The organism is Thalassotalea litorea, assembly GCF_043642205.1.
GTDB classification, from domain to species: domain Bacteria; phylum Pseudomonadota; class Gammaproteobacteria; order Enterobacterales; family Alteromonadaceae; genus Thalassotalea_A; species Thalassotalea_A litorea.
Genome location: NZ_JBHZSG010000049.1, coordinates 1 through 17459, shown reverse-complemented (window position 1 = coordinate 17459; position 17459 = coordinate 1). Strand labels below are relative to the sequence as shown.

General features: G+C 45.7%; 17 protein-coding genes. 14 read left to right on the top strand and 3 right to left on the bottom strand.

Annotated features, from left to right (window positions below; all coding sequences use genetic code 11):
* Window positions 1-193: 193 nt before the first annotated feature.
* Window positions 194-1630: an arylsulfatase gene (locus ACHUFQ_RS15225; protein ID WP_394176704.1), complete on the top strand. Its 1437-nt coding sequence runs from the start codon at window positions 194-196 to the stop codon at window positions 1628-1630.
* 155 nt (window positions 1631-1785) lie between these two features.
* Here the strand turns inward: ACHUFQ_RS15225 and ACHUFQ_RS15220 are convergent, their stop codons facing one another.
* On the bottom strand, window positions 1786-3012 hold the full coding sequence (locus ACHUFQ_RS15220) for an NADH:flavin oxidoreductase/NADH oxidase family protein (protein ID WP_394176703.1): 1227 nt from the start codon (window positions 3010-3012) through the stop codon (window positions 1786-1788).
* Window positions 3013-3246: 234 nt separating this feature from the next.
* Here ACHUFQ_RS15220 and ACHUFQ_RS15215 point away from each other — a divergent pair, with 234 nt between their 5' ends.
* On the top strand, window positions 3247-3603 hold the full coding sequence (locus tag ACHUFQ_RS15215) for a hypothetical protein (RefSeq protein ID WP_394176702.1): 357 nt from the start codon (window positions 3247-3249) through the stop codon (window positions 3601-3603).
* Window positions 3604-4169: 566 nt separating this feature from the next.
* Here the strand turns inward: ACHUFQ_RS15215 and ACHUFQ_RS15210 are convergent.
* Window positions 4170-4664, bottom strand: coding sequence for a hypothetical protein (locus tag ACHUFQ_RS15210; protein ID WP_394176701.1), 495 nt, complete (start codon window positions 4662-4664; stop codon window positions 4170-4172).
* Window positions 4665-5057: 393 nt separating this feature from the next.
* Between ACHUFQ_RS15210 and ACHUFQ_RS15205 the strand changes: the two genes are divergently transcribed.
* The 12 genes from ACHUFQ_RS15205 (at window position 5058) to ACHUFQ_RS15150 (ending at window position 15925) form a co-directional block, all read left to right on the top strand.
* Window positions 5058-6038, top strand: a complete 981-nt coding sequence (locus ACHUFQ_RS15205) for an XdhC family protein (protein WP_394176700.1) — start codon at window positions 5058-5060, stop codon at window positions 6036-6038.
* Complete coding sequence (locus tag ACHUFQ_RS15200) at window positions 6022-6786, top strand: nucleotidyltransferase family protein (RefSeq protein ID WP_394176699.1); 765 nt, start codon at window positions 6022-6024, stop codon at window positions 6784-6786. The genes ACHUFQ_RS15205 and ACHUFQ_RS15200 overlap by 17 nt, the downstream gene beginning before the upstream one ends.
* Before the next feature lie 425 nt (window positions 6787-7211).
* A complete protein-coding gene (gene hisG, locus ACHUFQ_RS15195; protein ID WP_394176698.1) occupies window positions 7212-8117 on the top strand; it encodes an ATP phosphoribosyltransferase in 906 nt (301 codons plus the stop codon).
* A gap of 3 nt (window positions 8118-8120) precedes the next feature.
* A complete protein-coding gene (gene hisD / locus ACHUFQ_RS15190; protein ID WP_394176697.1) occupies window positions 8121-9413 on the top strand; it encodes a histidinol dehydrogenase in 1293 nt (430 codons plus the stop codon).
* Complete coding sequence (gene hisC / locus ACHUFQ_RS15185; protein ID WP_394176696.1) at window positions 9410-10537, top strand: histidinol-phosphate transaminase; 1128 nt, start codon at window positions 9410-9412, stop codon at window positions 10535-10537. Before hisD ends, hisC begins: the two co-directional genes overlap by 4 nt.
* 93 nt (window positions 10538-10630) lie before the next feature.
* Window positions 10631-11701, top strand: coding sequence for a bifunctional histidinol-phosphatase/imidazoleglycerol-phosphate dehydratase HisB (gene hisB, locus ACHUFQ_RS15180; protein ID WP_394176695.1), 1071 nt, complete (start codon window positions 10631-10633; stop codon window positions 11699-11701).
* Window positions 11698-12342 carry an imidazole glycerol phosphate synthase subunit HisH gene (hisH, locus tag ACHUFQ_RS15175; RefSeq protein ID WP_394176694.1) on the top strand — a complete coding sequence of 215 codons (645 nt, stop codon included), beginning with the start codon at window positions 11698-11700 and terminating at the stop codon, window positions 12340-12342. Before hisB ends, hisH begins: the two co-directional genes overlap by 4 nt.
* Window positions 12342-13079: a 1-(5-phosphoribosyl)-5-[(5-phosphoribosylamino)methylideneamino]imidazole-4-carboxamide isomerase gene (gene hisA, locus ACHUFQ_RS15170; protein ID WP_394176713.1), complete on the top strand. Its 738-nt coding sequence runs from the start codon at window positions 12342-12344 to the stop codon at window positions 13077-13079. The genes hisH and hisA overlap by 1 nt, the downstream gene beginning before the upstream one ends.
* The gene (gene hisF / locus ACHUFQ_RS15165) at window positions 13061-13834 is read left to right on the top strand and encodes an imidazole glycerol phosphate synthase subunit HisF (protein WP_394176693.1); all 774 of its coding nucleotides are present in this window, start codon (window positions 13061-13063) and stop codon (window positions 13832-13834) included. The genes hisA and hisF overlap by 19 nt, the downstream gene beginning before the upstream one ends.
* A gap of 15 nt (window positions 13835-13849) precedes the next feature.
* A complete protein-coding gene (hisIE, locus tag ACHUFQ_RS15160; protein ID WP_394176692.1) occupies window positions 13850-14467 on the top strand; it encodes a bifunctional phosphoribosyl-AMP cyclohydrolase/phosphoribosyl-ATP diphosphatase HisIE in 618 nt (205 codons plus the stop codon).
* A gap of 12 nt (window positions 14468-14479) precedes the next feature.
* On the top strand, window positions 14480-14971 hold the full coding sequence (locus ACHUFQ_RS15155; RefSeq protein ID WP_394176691.1) for a GNAT family N-acetyltransferase: 492 nt from the start codon (window positions 14480-14482) through the stop codon (window positions 14969-14971).
* Window positions 14972-14983: 12 nt separating this feature from the next.
* Window positions 14984-15925 (top strand): alpha/beta hydrolase family protein, encoded by a 942-nt coding sequence (locus tag ACHUFQ_RS15150; RefSeq protein ID WP_394176690.1) that lies wholly within the window; start codon window positions 14984-14986, stop codon window positions 15923-15925.
* Window positions 15926-16399: 474 nt separating this feature from the next.
* Here the strand turns inward: ACHUFQ_RS15150 and ACHUFQ_RS15145 are convergent, their stop codons facing one another.
* Window positions 16400-17272, bottom strand: coding sequence for a DMT family transporter (locus ACHUFQ_RS15145; RefSeq protein ID WP_394176689.1), 873 nt, complete (start codon window positions 17270-17272; stop codon window positions 16400-16402).
* Window positions 17273-17459: the final 187 nt, after the last annotated feature.

Below are 17459 nucleotides of genomic sequence, written 5' to 3'. Positions count from 1 at the left end.
AAAATGCCGGGAGCAACTTTTCGACTTGATGCATGGGTGCAAGGAAGTAGGTATGTCGTTAATGTCGGGAACGTATTAACGACGCCTGCAGGCGCTAGACAATATTAGTGTCGCATGCCCGTTACAATTCGCTTTTGAACATTGATTGTTTTCTATACTTTAACTTTGTTAATTACGACCGTTAGAGTTACCGATGAAACGTATCAATATACTCCTCGCTTTGCTGCTGCAATTTTTCATAATCTCTCCCTTAGCATTTGCAAACGATAAACCCAACATTGTGTTAATTTTTATGGATAACTTTGGCTGGGGCGAACCAGGCTTTAATGGTGGTGGTATTATTCGCGGCGCGGAAACGCCGCGGTTAGACCAAATAGCCAACGAAGGATTACGATTAACGAATTTTAACGTCGAAGTGCAATGCACACCTTCTCGCTCGGCACTCATGACGGGGCGTTATGCCATTCGCAGTGGCAACGGCACCATTCCTTTAGGAGAAGGAGTGTATGGCTTAGTGCAATGGGAGGTGACCATGGCTGAAATGTTATCCGAAGCCGGTTACGCTACCGGCATGTTTGGCAAATGGCACTTAGGAAGAACAAAAGGAAGATTTCCAACGGATCAGGGGTTTGATGAGTGGTACGGTGTCCCTAACTCCACCGATGAGTCCGTCTATACATCAACGCCTGGGTTTAAAACGTCGGGATTACCAGAAACCTATGTCATGCACGGTAAAAAAGGCGAGCAACCGAAAAAAATCCGCCCTTATCGTCTCGATTATCGGCCACTCATTGATCGTGATTTAACCGATCGTGCGATGAATTTTATGGCGCAGCAAGTAAAAAGCGATAAGCCGTTTTTTGTGTACCTTCCATACACAGCAACCCACTTCCCGACCATGCCTCATCCAGATTATGTCGGAAAATCCGGCAATGGCATATGGGCTGACTTATTAATGCAGATTGATGGTTACACGGGTGAAATTATTGACCAGTTGGACAAACTTGGGGTCAGCGACAATACCATCCTTATCTTTACTGCTGATAATGGCCCTGAGTCATTAAACGTTGGCGAAACAAACCTTACGGTGGAGACTGCCGTTCACGGTTCATCCGGTCCATGGCGTGGCAGCCTGTTTACAGGATTTGAAGGCGCATTAAGAGTGCCATTTGCGATCCGTTGGCCAGATAAAATTCAAGCAGGAAAATCGAGCGATGAAATCGTTCATGCCATGGATTTATTTCCAACACTTGCCGGTATCGCCGGTGGTGATGTGCCAAAAGACAGAGTGATTGATGGGAAAAACATGAGTGAGTTTTTCCTGGGAAAACAAGAAACGTCGGGCCGGGATGGTTTTGTTGTATACATGGGGAACGATATATTTGGGGTAAAATGGCGCAACTGGAAGGTTCATTTAAAAGAGCAGGACACATGGGATAACGTGTTAAGAAGCTACACAATGCCCAGAGTTTATAATCTGTTAAGCGACCCATATGAGAAAGACAATGTGTTATTTCCAAACACCTGGGTATTAAAAGCCGCCCTCCCGCAACTCGAAGAGCATGTTGCGTCATTAAAACAACACCCACCGATCCCGATGGGAGCAGCTGATCCCTATAAACCCGATTAATGTAAAGTTCCGGCTACCGAAGTTTGAGCCGTCAAGTATTATCCACAGCAGCGCTGTGTTGGTTATTGGCGTTAACACCCTGCGCCAATAACCCAATGCCTCAAAAGCAACTAACTCTTGAAACGATTAGTGCCTGATACGTTGATAAGTTGGTATTAATCCACAAAGTTTCGACGGTAGCGTTTATTCAAACGCGCCAGCTTCATCTGATCCAGTACCAAGCTAACCATCGGATGAATGGGCCGGGCTATTTTGTCATGACCATGGCGACTTAAATGGCGTCGTATGGTTGCCATGGTTGCCATTGCCCGCAAGGTTTTATCCTTTACCGTGACTTTTGGCAGTTTAGGCTTAAATTCTGTTCTCGATTGCCACCACAAGGGTAAATCCGGTTGTACCGCCAACGCGCTAGCCATACCAATTAAATCAATTTTGCTCGCCAATACTTTCGAAGCCGTGCTGTAATTACTGATACCACCGGTGACCATTAACGGCATCTTGGCGATTCTTTGTAATTTTTGCGCAAAGGTTAAAAAATATGCTTCTCGGGCCAGGGTGTATTCATCGGCAGCCCTACCCTGCATGGCGGGTGCTTCATAATTACCACCAGAGATTTCAACAAAATCCACCAGCTCTTCATTGAGCATCGCAATTACCTTGCCGGCATCATCTAATGAGAAACCGCCTTGTTGAAAATCCGCAGAATTCAACTTAACCGAAACGATAAAATCATCATTTACGCTAGCGCGAATCCTTTTCACAATGGCAAGTAATAAGCGGGCACGATTTTCAATTGAGCCACCCCAGTTATCCTGGCGCTGATTCGTTTTCGGCGACAAAAACTGATTTAGCAAATAGCCATGGGCACTATGAATTTGCACCCCATTAAAGCCGGCTATCTGTGCCTGTTTACTGGTAGTAGCAAAACGCACAATAACATCTTCAATTTCAGCATCGGTCATCGCTTGTGGCTGTGCAAACATCTTGGAATGCTTGCCCATTTCCAATGGCACGGCTGACGGCGCCAAGGCTTTTCCTCCCTGACGCTTAAAAACCTGACGACCGGGGTGGTTGATTTGCATTATGAGTTTACATTCGCTTTTCTGAACGACCGAACTCCATTCGCGAAAAGCATCGAGTGTGGTATCCGCTTCTAATGCAATGCCCCCAGGGCCCGTCATCGCCAGATGATCTACCATCACATTGCCGGTTATTATCGCACCCACACCACCGCGTACCCACTGCCGGTACAGATTGATCAGCTCACTGGAAGGTCCAAGGTTTGCATCACCTAAATTTTCTTCCATGGCAGCCTTAACAAGGCGATTTTTTATCACCTGTTCATTGGCTAATTTTAGTGGTGTAAAGGGGCTTAATAACATAGGGCGCCGCGATATGCTTACAGAATAAATTAATGTCGGGATTTTTACCTGATCTGCCCTTTAAACACAATCGCTGGTTACAAATTAATGCACTTTTTCAAACAACCGGATATTTACATAAAAAAGCTTTCAATTCAGATAGTTGAAAAACATAAAACCATCCCCATCTAAATATCTATACCAACAATATGATGTAATACAAACGCTTAACGTTGTACCGATAGAAGGAACAAAATGACAATGGAATGGCAGTCGTTAACGAAAACACAAAAATTTCTGATTACACTTGCGCTGATCGCAGTCCTGCCGTTTGCACCGGAGCTTTTGCTCATTGCCGATATCGCCGGCATTGAGGTGTTGCTTTCCTGTTTAGTTATTTACTATCGTCCGCTGCTCCTTAAACTACAAACTGCGCTCGATGAGGGTAAGAAAATGCTGGGGATTGTTCAACATTGTGTTGGTAATTCGTCGATGAACCGCCCCGGCGTTTATTTCACTCAGACCTCGTTTTATACCTTAGCGGTATTTCTATTCGGAACTGGCTCGTTTGCCTTGATATTTCTCATGCCGGGATTGTTGATTAGCGGTTAAGGGTTCAGACTTTAAGCCGATATTTCACAATACCTTTCAGACTTAGATTCCGGATCGGAGTCCGGAATGACGGTAAAGTTAAGAGCCCGGAACGGAGTCCGGGATGACAATAAGCAAAACCAACCAACTTTCAACGTCATACCGGGGTAGCCCGGTATCTCTGGCTTTACGTTTGGACATCGCAATAGCTACGTCGCTTAGATTCCGGAACGGAGTCCGGAATGACGATTCACGCTGAGATCCCGGAACGGAGTCCGGGATGACGGTATATCGTTAACATTGTTAACTTCAAAAGACACACTGAAGTCAATCCCAAACGTCATACCGGGGTAGCCCGGTATCTCTGGCTTTACCTTTAGACCGCGCGATAACTACGTTGCTTAGATTCCGGATCGGAGCCCGGAATGACGGTAAAGCAAAACCAACCAGCCCTCAGCGTCATACCGGGGGCGCCCGGTATCTCTGGCTTTACCTTTAGACTTCGCAATAACTACGTTGCTTAGATTCCGGATCGGAGTCCGGAATAACGGTGAATTATCGAAATTCTAAACGACGAGCAGCTAAATTTAGCTGCCTGTTAATTCAGTTTCTGCTTGTTCGACAAGTTGCTCGTATCTGGCCTGATCAATTGCACCAGTCTTCTTCAGTACTTTAGCCTGCTCTAGCTTGTCGTAATAGGCAACTTCCAAAGCGCCTAACACATTGCCGTATTCTCGGTCAGAAATCAGTCCCGATTCGTAATGTTCAGCGGCTAGGCTCTGGTTCCATTGTTTGCCTTTCGGAGGCTCTGGGACAGTAAAATCCACAGACAACAATGTAACGTCCTGCAATTGATAACCTTGTTCGATTAAATCTTTTGCACAATGCATATTGATATAATCAACAGTTTGGTCAGAGACATGCCAGTCAAGGTAAAAGCCGACACAGCTAACTTGGCGCTCAGTTTTCTGGTGCGACAAAGACACTTCTTTATAGGCGCAACCACCTATATTCAGTATTGTTAGAAACAGCAATAGTGGGGGTATTCGCTTGTTCCGTTTGAGATAGATGTTTATTTCCATAGCACTACTCCTCAGCGGTTAAATTCTTGAAGGTAATACCAATCGCGCTAAGCTTGTGCACAACTCAGAGTTAAAGCACAGGTTCATTTACAACATAGATCCCATTGATATAGTCATTCTATATAAATGAAATCTAGAACCGTAAAAGGGCCTCTGATGAACTCTCAAAAGATGAGCAATAATTTAATGTAATTGGTATATCTCTTCATTCCATGAATTTAGTTAAGCTCGAAATTCATACTGCCTTGGTTTTTAACGATTTTCAACCAGCAGTATTGGCTTCAAGATTGTATGTTCAGGCGTGATCTCATATCCTTAGCACAGAACATAAGGACTGGGGAGAAGGTTTGACTCTTCCACTCCATTAAAAACTTTTTTTACAAGACATAGGTTATGCAATTAACGGATTTTGATGTACTTAGGCAGGCCAACACATGGTTTGAACAGCAAAAAATGTTCTGGATGTGTACGATTATCGGCACCTACGGAAGCGCGCCTCGCCCTATCGGCTCTATTTTCATTACCGACGGTAAGCAACGTGTTGGCTCGATTTCTGGCGGCTGTCTGGAAGATGCCTTCGTTGAGATGATAGAGCGGGGTGAATTTGATCACCAGGACCAGATTTTTGTCTATGGCAAGCACCTTGACGAGGCAAATGTTGCCAGGGAACTTCCCTGTGGGGGCACCATACGATTACTGGTCGAGCCGATGGTTCAAAATGAAGACAATCGCAGACATTTACAACAGTGGTTAAACATGGCCATCGCGAAAAAGCCCTGCCAGCGAACGATTGATCTGTCTTTGGCAACCAGCCACAAACAACTTATTGAACTTGCTAAAGAAACCGCTCGAGTTGTTGATGAGTCGCCTGATACAATCAGCCTGACCTATGGACAGGTTTGGTCGTTGTTATTATTGGGTATCGGTCAGGTCACCCAGCATGTCGCTGAACTTGGCATTATGGCGGGCTACGATGTAAAGCTTTGCGATATGCGTAAAGAACTGGCTGACAGTTGGACGTTTACCAAAACACGTGGCGGTGTCGATGTCGAATGGCGCAGCGTTGATGAATTTGTTGCTGAATATGCGAATGAACGTAGCGCGGTGCTTGCTCTGGCCCATGATCCGCGCATCGATGATGTAGGATTGATGACGGTATTTGACACGGATGCTTTTTATATTGGAGCAATGGGATCGTCAAGAACCAGCGCCTCCCGGCGCGAGCGTCTGGCGCGGATCTGCGGATTTGGCGACAACGAATTTAATCGCTTACATGCACCAATCGGTATGCCGATTGGCAGCAAAACCCCTGTAGAAATAGCCATCGCGATTATGGCGGACATCATCCGAGTTAGAAATGGTAAAGCTGAATAACGCCGGTACTTATGAACATAAAGCGGGCGAGCATACAATGCTAGCGAATCACGTCGTTGCCGTGCTACTTGCCGCGGGTTTCTCTAAGCGCTTTGGGTCGGATAAACGTCTGTATGGCTTAGAGACCCAAACGCCAAATAACAACAAGCCTTTGCTAATTCATACCCTTGAACGTATTTTGCCCCATTTTCAGCACCTTATTATTGTTCATCGCTTTGACGATGAACAAATATTGGCTTTGCTTACAGATTACCCGGTAACCACAATCGCCGCGCCGCAGCAACCTATTGGTCTGGGTGTCAGCTTAGCCACGGCGGCTAAATACCTGCTCAATAATATTACTGAAATTCCGACTGAAAACATGACTAAAAATATTGCTGCAAGCGTTACGCACAACATCGTGAACAGCACCGTTGATAATCCCCTGACAGAGAATAAAAAACAAAAACCAACGCACCTGATGGTGTTTCTGGCGGACATGCCAAAGATAGATTCGCGCACCATTAACCATTTATTAAACCAAGCCCGGCAAAACCCGAAAGCGGTTATTCGCCCACGGTATCAAAAACATGCTGGCCATCCGGTTTGCTTACCAACAAGTCTTTTGCATCGACTATCCTCCTTAAGCCAAGATGAAGGCGCCGCTCAACTGATTAAAACATCGGGAACAAAGGTGATATGGGTCGATGTTGATGATGCCGGTGTCGTGTTTGATATCGACACCCCAGCGCAAACAACGCTTGCATAACAGCGGCATAACAAACGTTCAACCGGTAAGGTTAGATAATGTGATTGCTATTAGATGGCTTAAAACTAATTTTATATTCCGTTTTGCTATAAGCATATTCACAAAAAATTAACCTTTAAGGGTTGACGTAACTAAGGATTAACCAGTAAGGTTATAAAAACATCAAGTAATCACTCTAATTTCTATTTTGCATTGCGTCTTAACGACAGGAAATTTCAGAGACTGATAACGATATATTTTGAGTTAATACGAGATTAAAAGTACATGTTAAATATCCTGAGCTTACATCACCACCATCATATTCACGGTTAGCCCTCAGGTTATTCGCTGAGAGGGTATGGACCTTTCAGTGTAACGCTCAAAAAAAGCAGATACCCCGAAAGAGTCCACTTTTTCGGGTTTTTTATTTTTTGGAGCAATGAAACATGATTAATAGCGATAACGGACGATTAAGAATCGCCATACAAAAATCGGGACGCTTGTCCGATTCATCTCAGGATTTATTCAAACGCTGCGGTCTGAAAGTGTCTTTGGCCGACCGTAAACTTCTCGCCCACGTTGGCAATATGCCCATTGATCTGATGTTAGTTCGCTCCAGCGACATTCCCGGTCTGGTTATGGATGGCGTCTGTGATATCGGCATTGTTGGGGACAATACACTCGAAGAGCACGCCCTGCAACGAGCACTAACGGGCGAATCCAGTGCGTATAACAAAATTTGCTCGTTAAAATTTGGCGGTTGCCGCCTGTCTATCGCATTACCGGAAGAAGTGGACTATCAAGGGGTTCAGTCGCTTGATGGTTTGCGTCTGGCAACGACTTACCCTCGCCTGTTAAACCGCTTTGCCGAGCAAAATGGTATTCGCTTTGAAACCTGTAAGCTCAATGGTTCGGTAGAAGTCGCCCCCCGTGTAGGACTGGCCGATGGTATTTGTGATTTGGTTTCTACCGGCGCCACGTTAGAAGCCAATGGTTTAAAAGAAGTGGAAGTGATTTACACCTCAAAAGCGGCACTGATCAGTGGCGAGAAACCGTTATCCGGTGAAAAAGCGAAGATCTTTGAGAAGCTGTTGCCCCGTATACAAGGGGTGTTAAAAGCCAGAGAAAGCAAATACATCATGTTACACGCGCCCAAAGATCGATTAGCTGACGTCATCACTTTGATGCCGGGTTCAGAAACGCCAACGGTACTCCCCCTTGCCGAGCGCGATGATCGCGTTGCCGTGCACATGGTCAGTACCGAAACGTTTTTCTGGGAAACCATGGAGCAGCTCAAAGATTTGGGTTGTAACTCGATTCTTGTACTACCAATCGAAAAAATGATGGGATAACGGATGATTATCTGGCAACAACTGACCTCAGAACAACAACGCCAGGCGTTGGCAAGGCCCGCGATTAGCGATAACGTCGCATTAGAGCAACAGGTAAAAGGTATTGTCAATGCCGTGCAAGAAGCCGGTGATAAGGCACTATTGGATTTTACCGAAACCTTCGATGGTATCGCACTGGATGATTTACGATTACCTAAATCGCAATTTGAACAGGCAAGCAATGCGCTCACGTCCTCTCGAAAAAACGCGATTGAAACCGCCTACCAACAAATTCTGACCTTTCATCAGGCGCAACAATTTCAGGATATTGACGTTGAAACCCGTCCAGGTGTCACCTGTCAGTTAAAAAGTGAAGCCATTGAATCTGTGGGCCTTTATATACCCGCCGGTTCCGCGCCTTTGCCGTCTACTGTCTTAATGCTGGGCGTGCCGGCACAGCTTGCAGGCTGTGAACGTGTGGTGCTGGTATGTCCACCGGATAAAAACGGGAATCTCGCCAATGAGATAATCTACGCGGCTTCGATATGCGGTATTCGTGAAATCTATCGCATTGGTGGTGCTCAGGCTATCGCGGCGTTAGCGCTGGGTACACAAACCATCGCAGCCGTGAATAAGGTTTTTGGTCCCGGCAATAAATATGTAACCGAAGCGAAAAAACAGTTATCCCAGTCGGTGCCAGGTTTTGCCATTGATATGCCGGCCGGGCCTTCTGAGTTATTAGTGATCGCCGACTCCGGTGCAAATCCCGAATTTGTCGCCGCCGATTTGCTTTCCCAGGCCGAGCACGGTATTGATTCGCAAGTCATTTTACTCAGTGACAATGCACAGACAATCGAAGCCGTTGGCAAAGCGTTACAAACTCAACTGGCCAGCTTACCGCGTAAAGATATTGCCGAAAAAGCCTTACAACAAAGCCGGTTAATTCTCTGTGCCAGTCTTGCAGAAGCGGCACAAGTGTCCAATGTCTATGGTCCGGAACACTTAAGTTTGCAGGTACGTGATACCGATGCCTTATTAACGAAGGTACGTAACGCTGGCTCGATATTTGTCGGTGACTACTCTCCGGAATCGGCTGGCGACTATGCCAGCGGCACCAATCACGTATTGCCAACCTATGGTTACTCTAAAGTCACCTCGTCGTTATCGTTAGCCGATTTTAGCCGTCGCTATACGGTGCAAACTCTGAGTAAATCGGGACTGGAAAGTCTGGCAGAGACCATTATTGAGTTAACCGATGCCGAAGGCCTGGATGCACACCAGCGCGCGGTTACATTGCGAGTAGGAGCAGGAAAATGACGGCGGAGATCTTGAACCCCCAAGAGCAAAAAGGAGCGAATGCGGACGATGGCATTCTTTCTCTGGTGCGGACCGATGTCATTGACATGGTGGCGTACCAGTCGGCAAGACGCGAACAATCCGGTGGTAATGTCTGGCTTAATGCTAATGAACAAGGCGGCAATAATGTCTATACCCAAGCCATAGAGCAACTGAATCGCTATCCGGATTTTCAACCATCGGCCCTGATCCAAGCCTATGCCGATTACGCAAAAGTCCAGTCCCGTCAGGTTTTGGCAACCCGAGGTGCCGATGAAGCCATTGAAGTATTGATCAGAACCTTTTGTGAACCCAATAAAGACAGCATAGTTATCTGCCCTCCCACCTATGGGATGTATGCCATCAGCGCCAAAGGCCACCTAACCAATGTAAAAACCGTGCCGTTAAACCGTGAACGACAATTAGATATTGCCGCACTGGCCACTCAGATCGGTAGCTGCAAATTGGTGTTTATCTGTTCACCCAACAACCCAACCGGCGATTTAATCAATCAAAACGATATCATCAGCACCTTAGACATGTTCTTAGGCAAAGCTCTGGTTGTCGTTGATGAAGCTTATATTGATTACTGTCCAGAGGCGTCTTGCGTTGAGCTTCTCGAAAAATATCCTAACTTGGTTATCCTTCGCACATTATCTAAAGCCTTTGGGCTCGCCGGATTGCGTTGCGGATTCGCGCTGGCAAATTCAACGGTGATTGAGCTGATGAGTAAAATTATCGCACCCTACCCGATTGCCAAACCCGTTGCCGATATCGCCTGCTCGGCCTTAGCCAGTGACGCAACATTGCTGCTGAAACGTCAGATAAAACAAACGATTACGCTGCGCCAAGACATTGCCGAAACACTAGCCAGACTCCCTTGGGTAGAAAACGTTTTTCCCGCTAACGCCAATTTTATCTTGTTTCGGGTGATGAATATCAAGATATGTGAGCAATTGTTTAGCGAGATGAGTCGTAATGGCGTCTTGATCCGAAATCAATCAAAACAGCTGACGCTAGAAAATTGCCTGCGGGTATCCATAGGTTCGGCGGACGAATTGGCGGAATTTAAGCGATTACTTACCGGCTTTGTTCCTGACAATTAACACCGGAACCGAAATCGAGAGACCTAAATACGCTGTACAAAGCAATATCGCCGTTACAGGCAACCCAGTTAACGATGACGTAAGAGAACATACATGCAAACCAATAATATTTTATTTATCGACCGCGACGGTACCTTAATTGAAGAGCCGGTGACTGACAAACAGGTAGATAGCCTGGAAAAGCTGGTATTTGAACCACAGGTCATTCCGGTACTATTAAAACTTATCGACAAAGGTTATCAACTGGTTCTGGTTTCCAATCAGGATGGGCTGGGTACCGACAACTTTCCGCAGCAGGATTTTGATCTTGCTCAAGACAAAATGTTGGAAATTTTTGCCTCCCAGGGGGTGACGTTTGCCGACCAGTTAATCTGTCCTCATTTTGAAGAAGACAACTGTAGCTGTCGTAAGCCGAAACTTGGGCTGGTTAGCGAGTACCTGCAACAAGGTCGAATTAACTTCGCCAATTCTTACGTCATCGGCGACAGGGAAACGGATTTACAACTGGCAGCGAACATGGGGCTCCCAGGCCTTCAGTATCAACGTGATGGTTTGAACTGGCCGGCAATTGCAGATTTACTGTTAACCAACCCAAGAGAAGCGACCGTCGTTCGCACCACCAAAGAGACCGACATCCGAGTTAACGTTAACCTCGACAAGCGTGGCGACAATCAGATTGCAACTGGCATCGGTTTTTTCGATCACATGTTAGATCAAATCGCGACCCATGGCGGTTTTTCATTGCAATGTACCGTCGATGGCGATTTGCACATTGATGATCACCACAGTGTCGAAGATACCGCTCTTGCTTTAGGTGAAGCGCTAAAACAGGCTCTTGGTGACAAGCGTGGCATTAATCGCTTTGGCTTTGTGTTGCCGATGGATGAATGTCGTGCTGAGTGTAGTCTGGATTTATCGGGCCGTGCTCACATTGAATTCGATGCTAACTTTACCGACAACCGGGTCGGCGGTATGTCGACACAAATGGTCAGTCACTTTTTCAAATCATTAAGTGATGCGATGGCAATCACTTTGCATTTATCGACATCGCAAGGCAATTGTCATCATCAGGTAGAAAGTCTGTTTAAAGTATTCGGACGAGCGTTAGGGCAAGCCATTACCGTCAGTTCTGATGAGCTACCAAGCTCTAAAGGTGTATTATGAGTCAGGAGCAGGCGTATCAGGCGCTGATCATTGATACCGGTTGTGCCAATATCAACTCATTAAAATTCGCCATTGAACGGCTGGGTTATGTGGTCGGTGTTTCCCGGGATGAGGCGAAAATCAAACAGGCCCCTCGGGTATTTCTACCGGGCGTTGGTTCAGCCGAATTCGCCATGCAAGGCATTAATGAGTTGGAATTAAAGCAACTTATCACCTCATTAACCCAACCTGTACTTGGCATTTGTCTTGGCATGCAATTGCTCACCAGACAATCCTTTGAAAATGGCGTGCAGACTGATTGTTTAAACCTAATCGATACTGAGGTTAACGGTATTGATATCTCTGGCACCAATGACGCGCAATCCAATGGTTCTGGATTACGTTTACCTCATATGGGTTGGAATACCCTGATCAATATCAGTGATAATCCACTGTTTACAGGCATTAACGAAGACGATTACTTTTATTTTGTTCACAGCTATTGCGCGCCAGTATCCGGACATACCTTAGCACAGTGTCAGTATGGCCAGTCCTTTTCCGCCAGTATTTACCAGAATAATTTTTACGGCGTGCAGTTTCATCCGGAACGTTCTGGAGCCAGTGGCGCGCGATTGTTACGAAATTTTATGGAGTTAGTTTGATGATCATCCCCGCCATAGATTTAATTGAAGGTACCGTGGTACGCCTGTTTCAAGGTGACTATCAACAAAAAACCGAATATACCTTAGAGCCTATGCAAGTATTGAAAAGTTATGCCGAGCAAGGCGCAACCTGGCTGCATATTGTCGATTTAACCGGCGCAAAAGATCCGGCAAAGCGTCAGCTGCCGTTAATTAAAGCCCTGACCGATGCAAAATTATTAAAAATCCAAACCGGTGGTGGTATCCGTACCCGTGAAGAAGTGCAGGATTTGCTCGACTCTGGCGTTGAGCGTGTTGTTATTGGCTCGGTTGCGGTGAGCAAACAAGATGAAGTCAGCCAATGGTTTAAAGAATTTGGAGCCGATAGCATTGTGCTTGCACTAGATATCAATATCGATGCAGATGGCAATAAAGTTGTCGCAACCCATGGTTGGCAGCAAAGCTCAGGTGTCACATTAGAAGAGTTAATTGCCACCTATCGCAAAGTTGGCCTGCAACACGTTTTGTGTACCGACATCAGCAAAGATGGCACCTTACAAGGCTCAAACGTAAGCTTGTATCAAGAAGTGAAAGCTCAGTTTCCAGATATTTTCTGGCAGTCGAGCGGTGGTATCGGTGCATTAAGCGATATTGAAGCCCTAAAGCCAACGTCGGTAGACGGGGTGATTTTAGGCCGGGCGTTACTGGAAGGAAAATTCACCTTAGCGGAGGCGATTCAATGCTGGCAAAACGGATAATCCCTTGTCTCGATGTACGCGATGGACTCGTTGTCAAAGGCGTTAAGTTTCGCAACCACGAAATCATTGGCGACATAGTGCCACTGGCCCAGCAATATGCTGAGCAAGGTGCGGATGAGTTGGTGTTTTACGATATAACCGCCAGTGCTGATGGCCGCACGCTAGACCGAAGCTGGGTAGAACGTATCGCCAAAGTCATTGATATCCCCTTTTGTGTCGCCGGTGGTATTAAAAGTGAAGCCGATGCTCAGAAAATGTTATCTATGGGTGCCGATAAAATTTCCATTAACTCACCCGCGCTTGCCGATCCGGATTTGATCAATCGCTTAAACCGTCAGTTTGGTCAGCAATGCGTAGTGATTGGTATCGACTCCTATTTTGACGAGCAGACAGGTCAATATCAGGTCTATCAATTTACTGGCGATGAAACGAAATCTTCAAAAACCCGTTGGCAGACGGTGGACTGGGTACAGGAAGTTCAGGGCCGTGGCGCAGGGGAAATTGTTCTCAATGTAATGAACCAGGATGGTGTGCGTCAAGGTTATGATATCGAACAACTTAGCATGGTTCGCGATGTCGCCAACATTCCATTAATTGCCTCCGGTGGTGCCGGTACCATGGCGCACTTTTCCGAGGTATTTAAACAGGCCGATGTCGATGGTGCCCTTGCGGCAAGTGTTTTTCATAAAGGCATTATTGATATACAGGATTTAAAACAATATTTGCGCGAGCAGCACGTGCCAATGCGTTCTTAAGGTGGATTTAACAAGATGATAATTACTACACAAAACAGTGCCGATTTAGCCTGGGAAAAAATGGATGGCTTACTGCCTGCCATCATCCAACATGCGGATACCGGTGCCATATTAATGCAAGGCTACATGAACAAAGCCGCGTTAGATAAAACCTTAGAAATTTCACAGGCAACGTTTTATTCCCGTTCAAAGCAACGCCTTTGGACCAAAGGCGAAACATCAAACAACACCTTGGATGTGCAAAAAATTTATAGCGATTGTGATAAAGATGCCTTGTTACTGGTCTGTCGCCCTAACGGCCCCACTTGCCATTTAGGCACAGAATCTTGTTTTGCTGAGCAGGAATTTAATCAAAAACATTTTCTGTCTTTACTCGAACACGTCATAAAACAACGTCAATTTGATAAACCCGAAGACAGTTATACCGCGCAACTATTGAGCCAGGGCACAAAGCGTGCGGCACAAAAAGTTGGCGAAGAAGGGGTCGAAGTTGCCTTAGCCGCCGCGACTGGCGATAAAGACGAATTATTACAAGAATGTGCGGACTTGTTCTACCACACTCTTGTATTACTTCGAGATCAGGATGTTGATTTAACCCAAGTTATGGCAGTATTAGAGCATCGTCATCAGTAGTAAGAATTTTCAATGACAGCACCTACGATTAACTGGCAAGCCAAACACTTTGATCAATTAACCGCCAGCGAACTCTATCAGGCGTTAAAGCTGAGGGTAGATGTTTTTGTCGTCGAGCAAACCTGTTATTACCCAGAGCTGGATAACAGGGACATCGACAGCGAAGTGATCCATTTACTCGCCTATGACCAAAATGGGAAAGCCAATGCGTCTGGGTTATTACCCTTAGCGGCCTACCTGCGCATCCTGCCCCCGGGCCTTTGCTATCCGGGTCTGGTTGCTATCGGGCGGGTTGCAACCGATATGGATTATCGTGGCAAAGGCCTTGGTCACCCGCTCATGCAAGAAGCCCTGCGACTATGCCAGCAACACTGGCCGGATTTTAGCGTTAAGATATCTGCTCAGGAACATCTCGAAGATTTCTATCGTAAACACGGCTTCGTCAGGGTTTCCGAAATGTATTTGGAAGATGGTATCCCTCATATCGAAATGCTTAAAGATTAAGGCTAGGCGTCAATGACTCTTCCAGACAATCAAAATGATCGCCTAGATTTAACAGACTTAGATGACTCAAGCGTGCCTGGCACTCAAGGTCATAGCGACGCCTGGACATTACAGCTACTGGAAGATAGCTCAGGCTATCAGGTACCTGTGGAAGTATTTTCGCCGCCACAAAACACCGACGCGGTGTTATTGATGCTGCCAGCCATGGGAATGGCAGCAAGGTATTATCGACCTTTTGCGCAAAAACTTGCGGAACAAAACGTAGCCGTTTATCTGCTTGAACAACGTGGTCATGGTCATAGTACACTGCGCCCTGGCAGGCAGTGTAATTATGGTTTTAAAGAGTACCTTTCAGATATCGGCATTGTGACCACCTGGTTGGCAAACAGCCATACGTCGGACAAATTGAATCTGATGGGACACAGCCTTGGCGGCCATCTTGCCAGTTGCTTTACCGCCATGAATCCTGGAAAAGTCGATAGAATTATTTTGTCCGGATGCGCCTCGCCCTACCATAAAGCGTTTGATCGTAAAACCGGTTTACTATTGCAGGGGTTGTATCACAGCATTCCTGTTATGAATAAATTGCTGGGTTACTATCACGGAGATTTTACCGGATTTGCGGGCAAAGAAAGTCAGCAGTTAATGCTCGATTGGCGTCATCTGGTCAAGACCAACCTGTACCGGGCAAAAGGTATAGAGCAGGATTTTGAACAAGCACTGCAGGCATTCACCGGTGATATATTAAGTCTACAGTTTAGTGAAGATATTTATGCGCCACCGACGCCAAGTCAGCTGGTATTAGACAAATACCCCGCCGCCAAAATTGAGAAGATCACCCTAACCACCGATGATTTAGGCTTTAGCGCCGATCATTTCCGCTGGGCGCGAAAACCAGAGGTTAGTGCTAAAGTGGTAAAAAACTGGCTCGCCCAAAACGAATTCCAACGATAAACTGCAGTAACTTTAGGTGCGCAAAGATCATAAAACGCCTCTTGTAAATAAGAGGCGCTAACGACTGTGGTAAAAACAGGACAAATGCTTTTTATTGGAAAACCAGTGCCCGCGCACGGGGCAGTGTCATAACAGTTCCATTAATTTTTTACACAAGGGACACTTCATTGCCCGAGACTTAAAAAAGCAATAATGCGTTGAAATAACGGTTAAACAGGCAGGACTATATCAATGCATGCGAAGGTTATAGCAATCACACTAAGTTTGTGCACAACTCAGAGTTAGGGCAGAGGTTCAGTTACAACATAGATTTTATTGATATAGTCATTCTATATTAATGAAATATAGGGCCGTAAATGGACCTTAAGATAAACTCCCTACGGGTGAGTTTTAAAGGCATTTATCCTGCGTTACTGATTTTGACAATGGAGCGACAGCGAACTAACTTAACCAAATCAGGCTGATTATTATCATCTATCGGCTTTTGCGCAGAATCACTAGTAAGATCCCTCCTAGCACCATCAGACTGGAAAGCATAAGCCGAATAGTTATGCTTTCGAATACAAACAACACCCCGCCAATCGCCGCGATAACCGGTACAGATAATTGCAATACGGCTGCCTGAATATTACCAAGGGTGTTTAGCGCTTTATACCAAACGCTATAGCCCAAAGCAGATGCAAATGCGCCTGATAACACCGCTAGAAAAGCGCCTTTGACGGTGATGTTCGCAGAAGTAACAGTAAAGATAAACAGAACGATCACCAATGGCATTGTCCAGATGAAGTTGTTCGCCGTGTCTGTTAGCGGCGCTGCGCTTGCTCTACCTAAAACGGTATAAACACCCCATGCGACTCCTGCAATAACCATATATAGAGCACCGCTCATATTTGGTGTAGAAATGGTGGGATATAAAAGATAGATTAAGCCACCGAACGCAATAAAAATACCCGCCCCGTCAAAGACGTGAAGTTTTTCACCGCGAATAAATCCAATCCCAATCATGGTTAACTGCACTGTGCCAAATAAGATCAGAGCGCCAGTTCCAGTATCTAAGGTAATATAAGCGTAGGAGAAACCAATGGCATAGATAAATAGCGTCCCTGCTGCGAGAAAATTTTTACCGCTAAACGAAAGCAATTGCATGTTGTGCTTTTTACCGTTACGAGGAAACGCCAGCAGCATGATAAACATAACTACGCCGGATAGTAGGCGAATAGATGTAAAGCTTGATGGGTCAATAGCTTCGTCTTTCAAAGCGAGGCGGCACAATATCGAGTTAGCGGCAAACGCAATAAGCGCAACCGAGGTATATAACCAGGTTGAATTAATTTGCTTTAAACCCACGAACAATAATTCCTGTTGTTAATTTTCTATAGGGGCAGTGTCAATTAGAGAAAAAACAATAACATAATAATCAATAATTTAAGAACCAATTAATGACGACTATGTCCCATTAATACCAATCCCATTAAATTATTGCTCACTCAGTGAGAATTTAAAGGCTTTTAGACAAGGCTTTGATTGCAGAGAA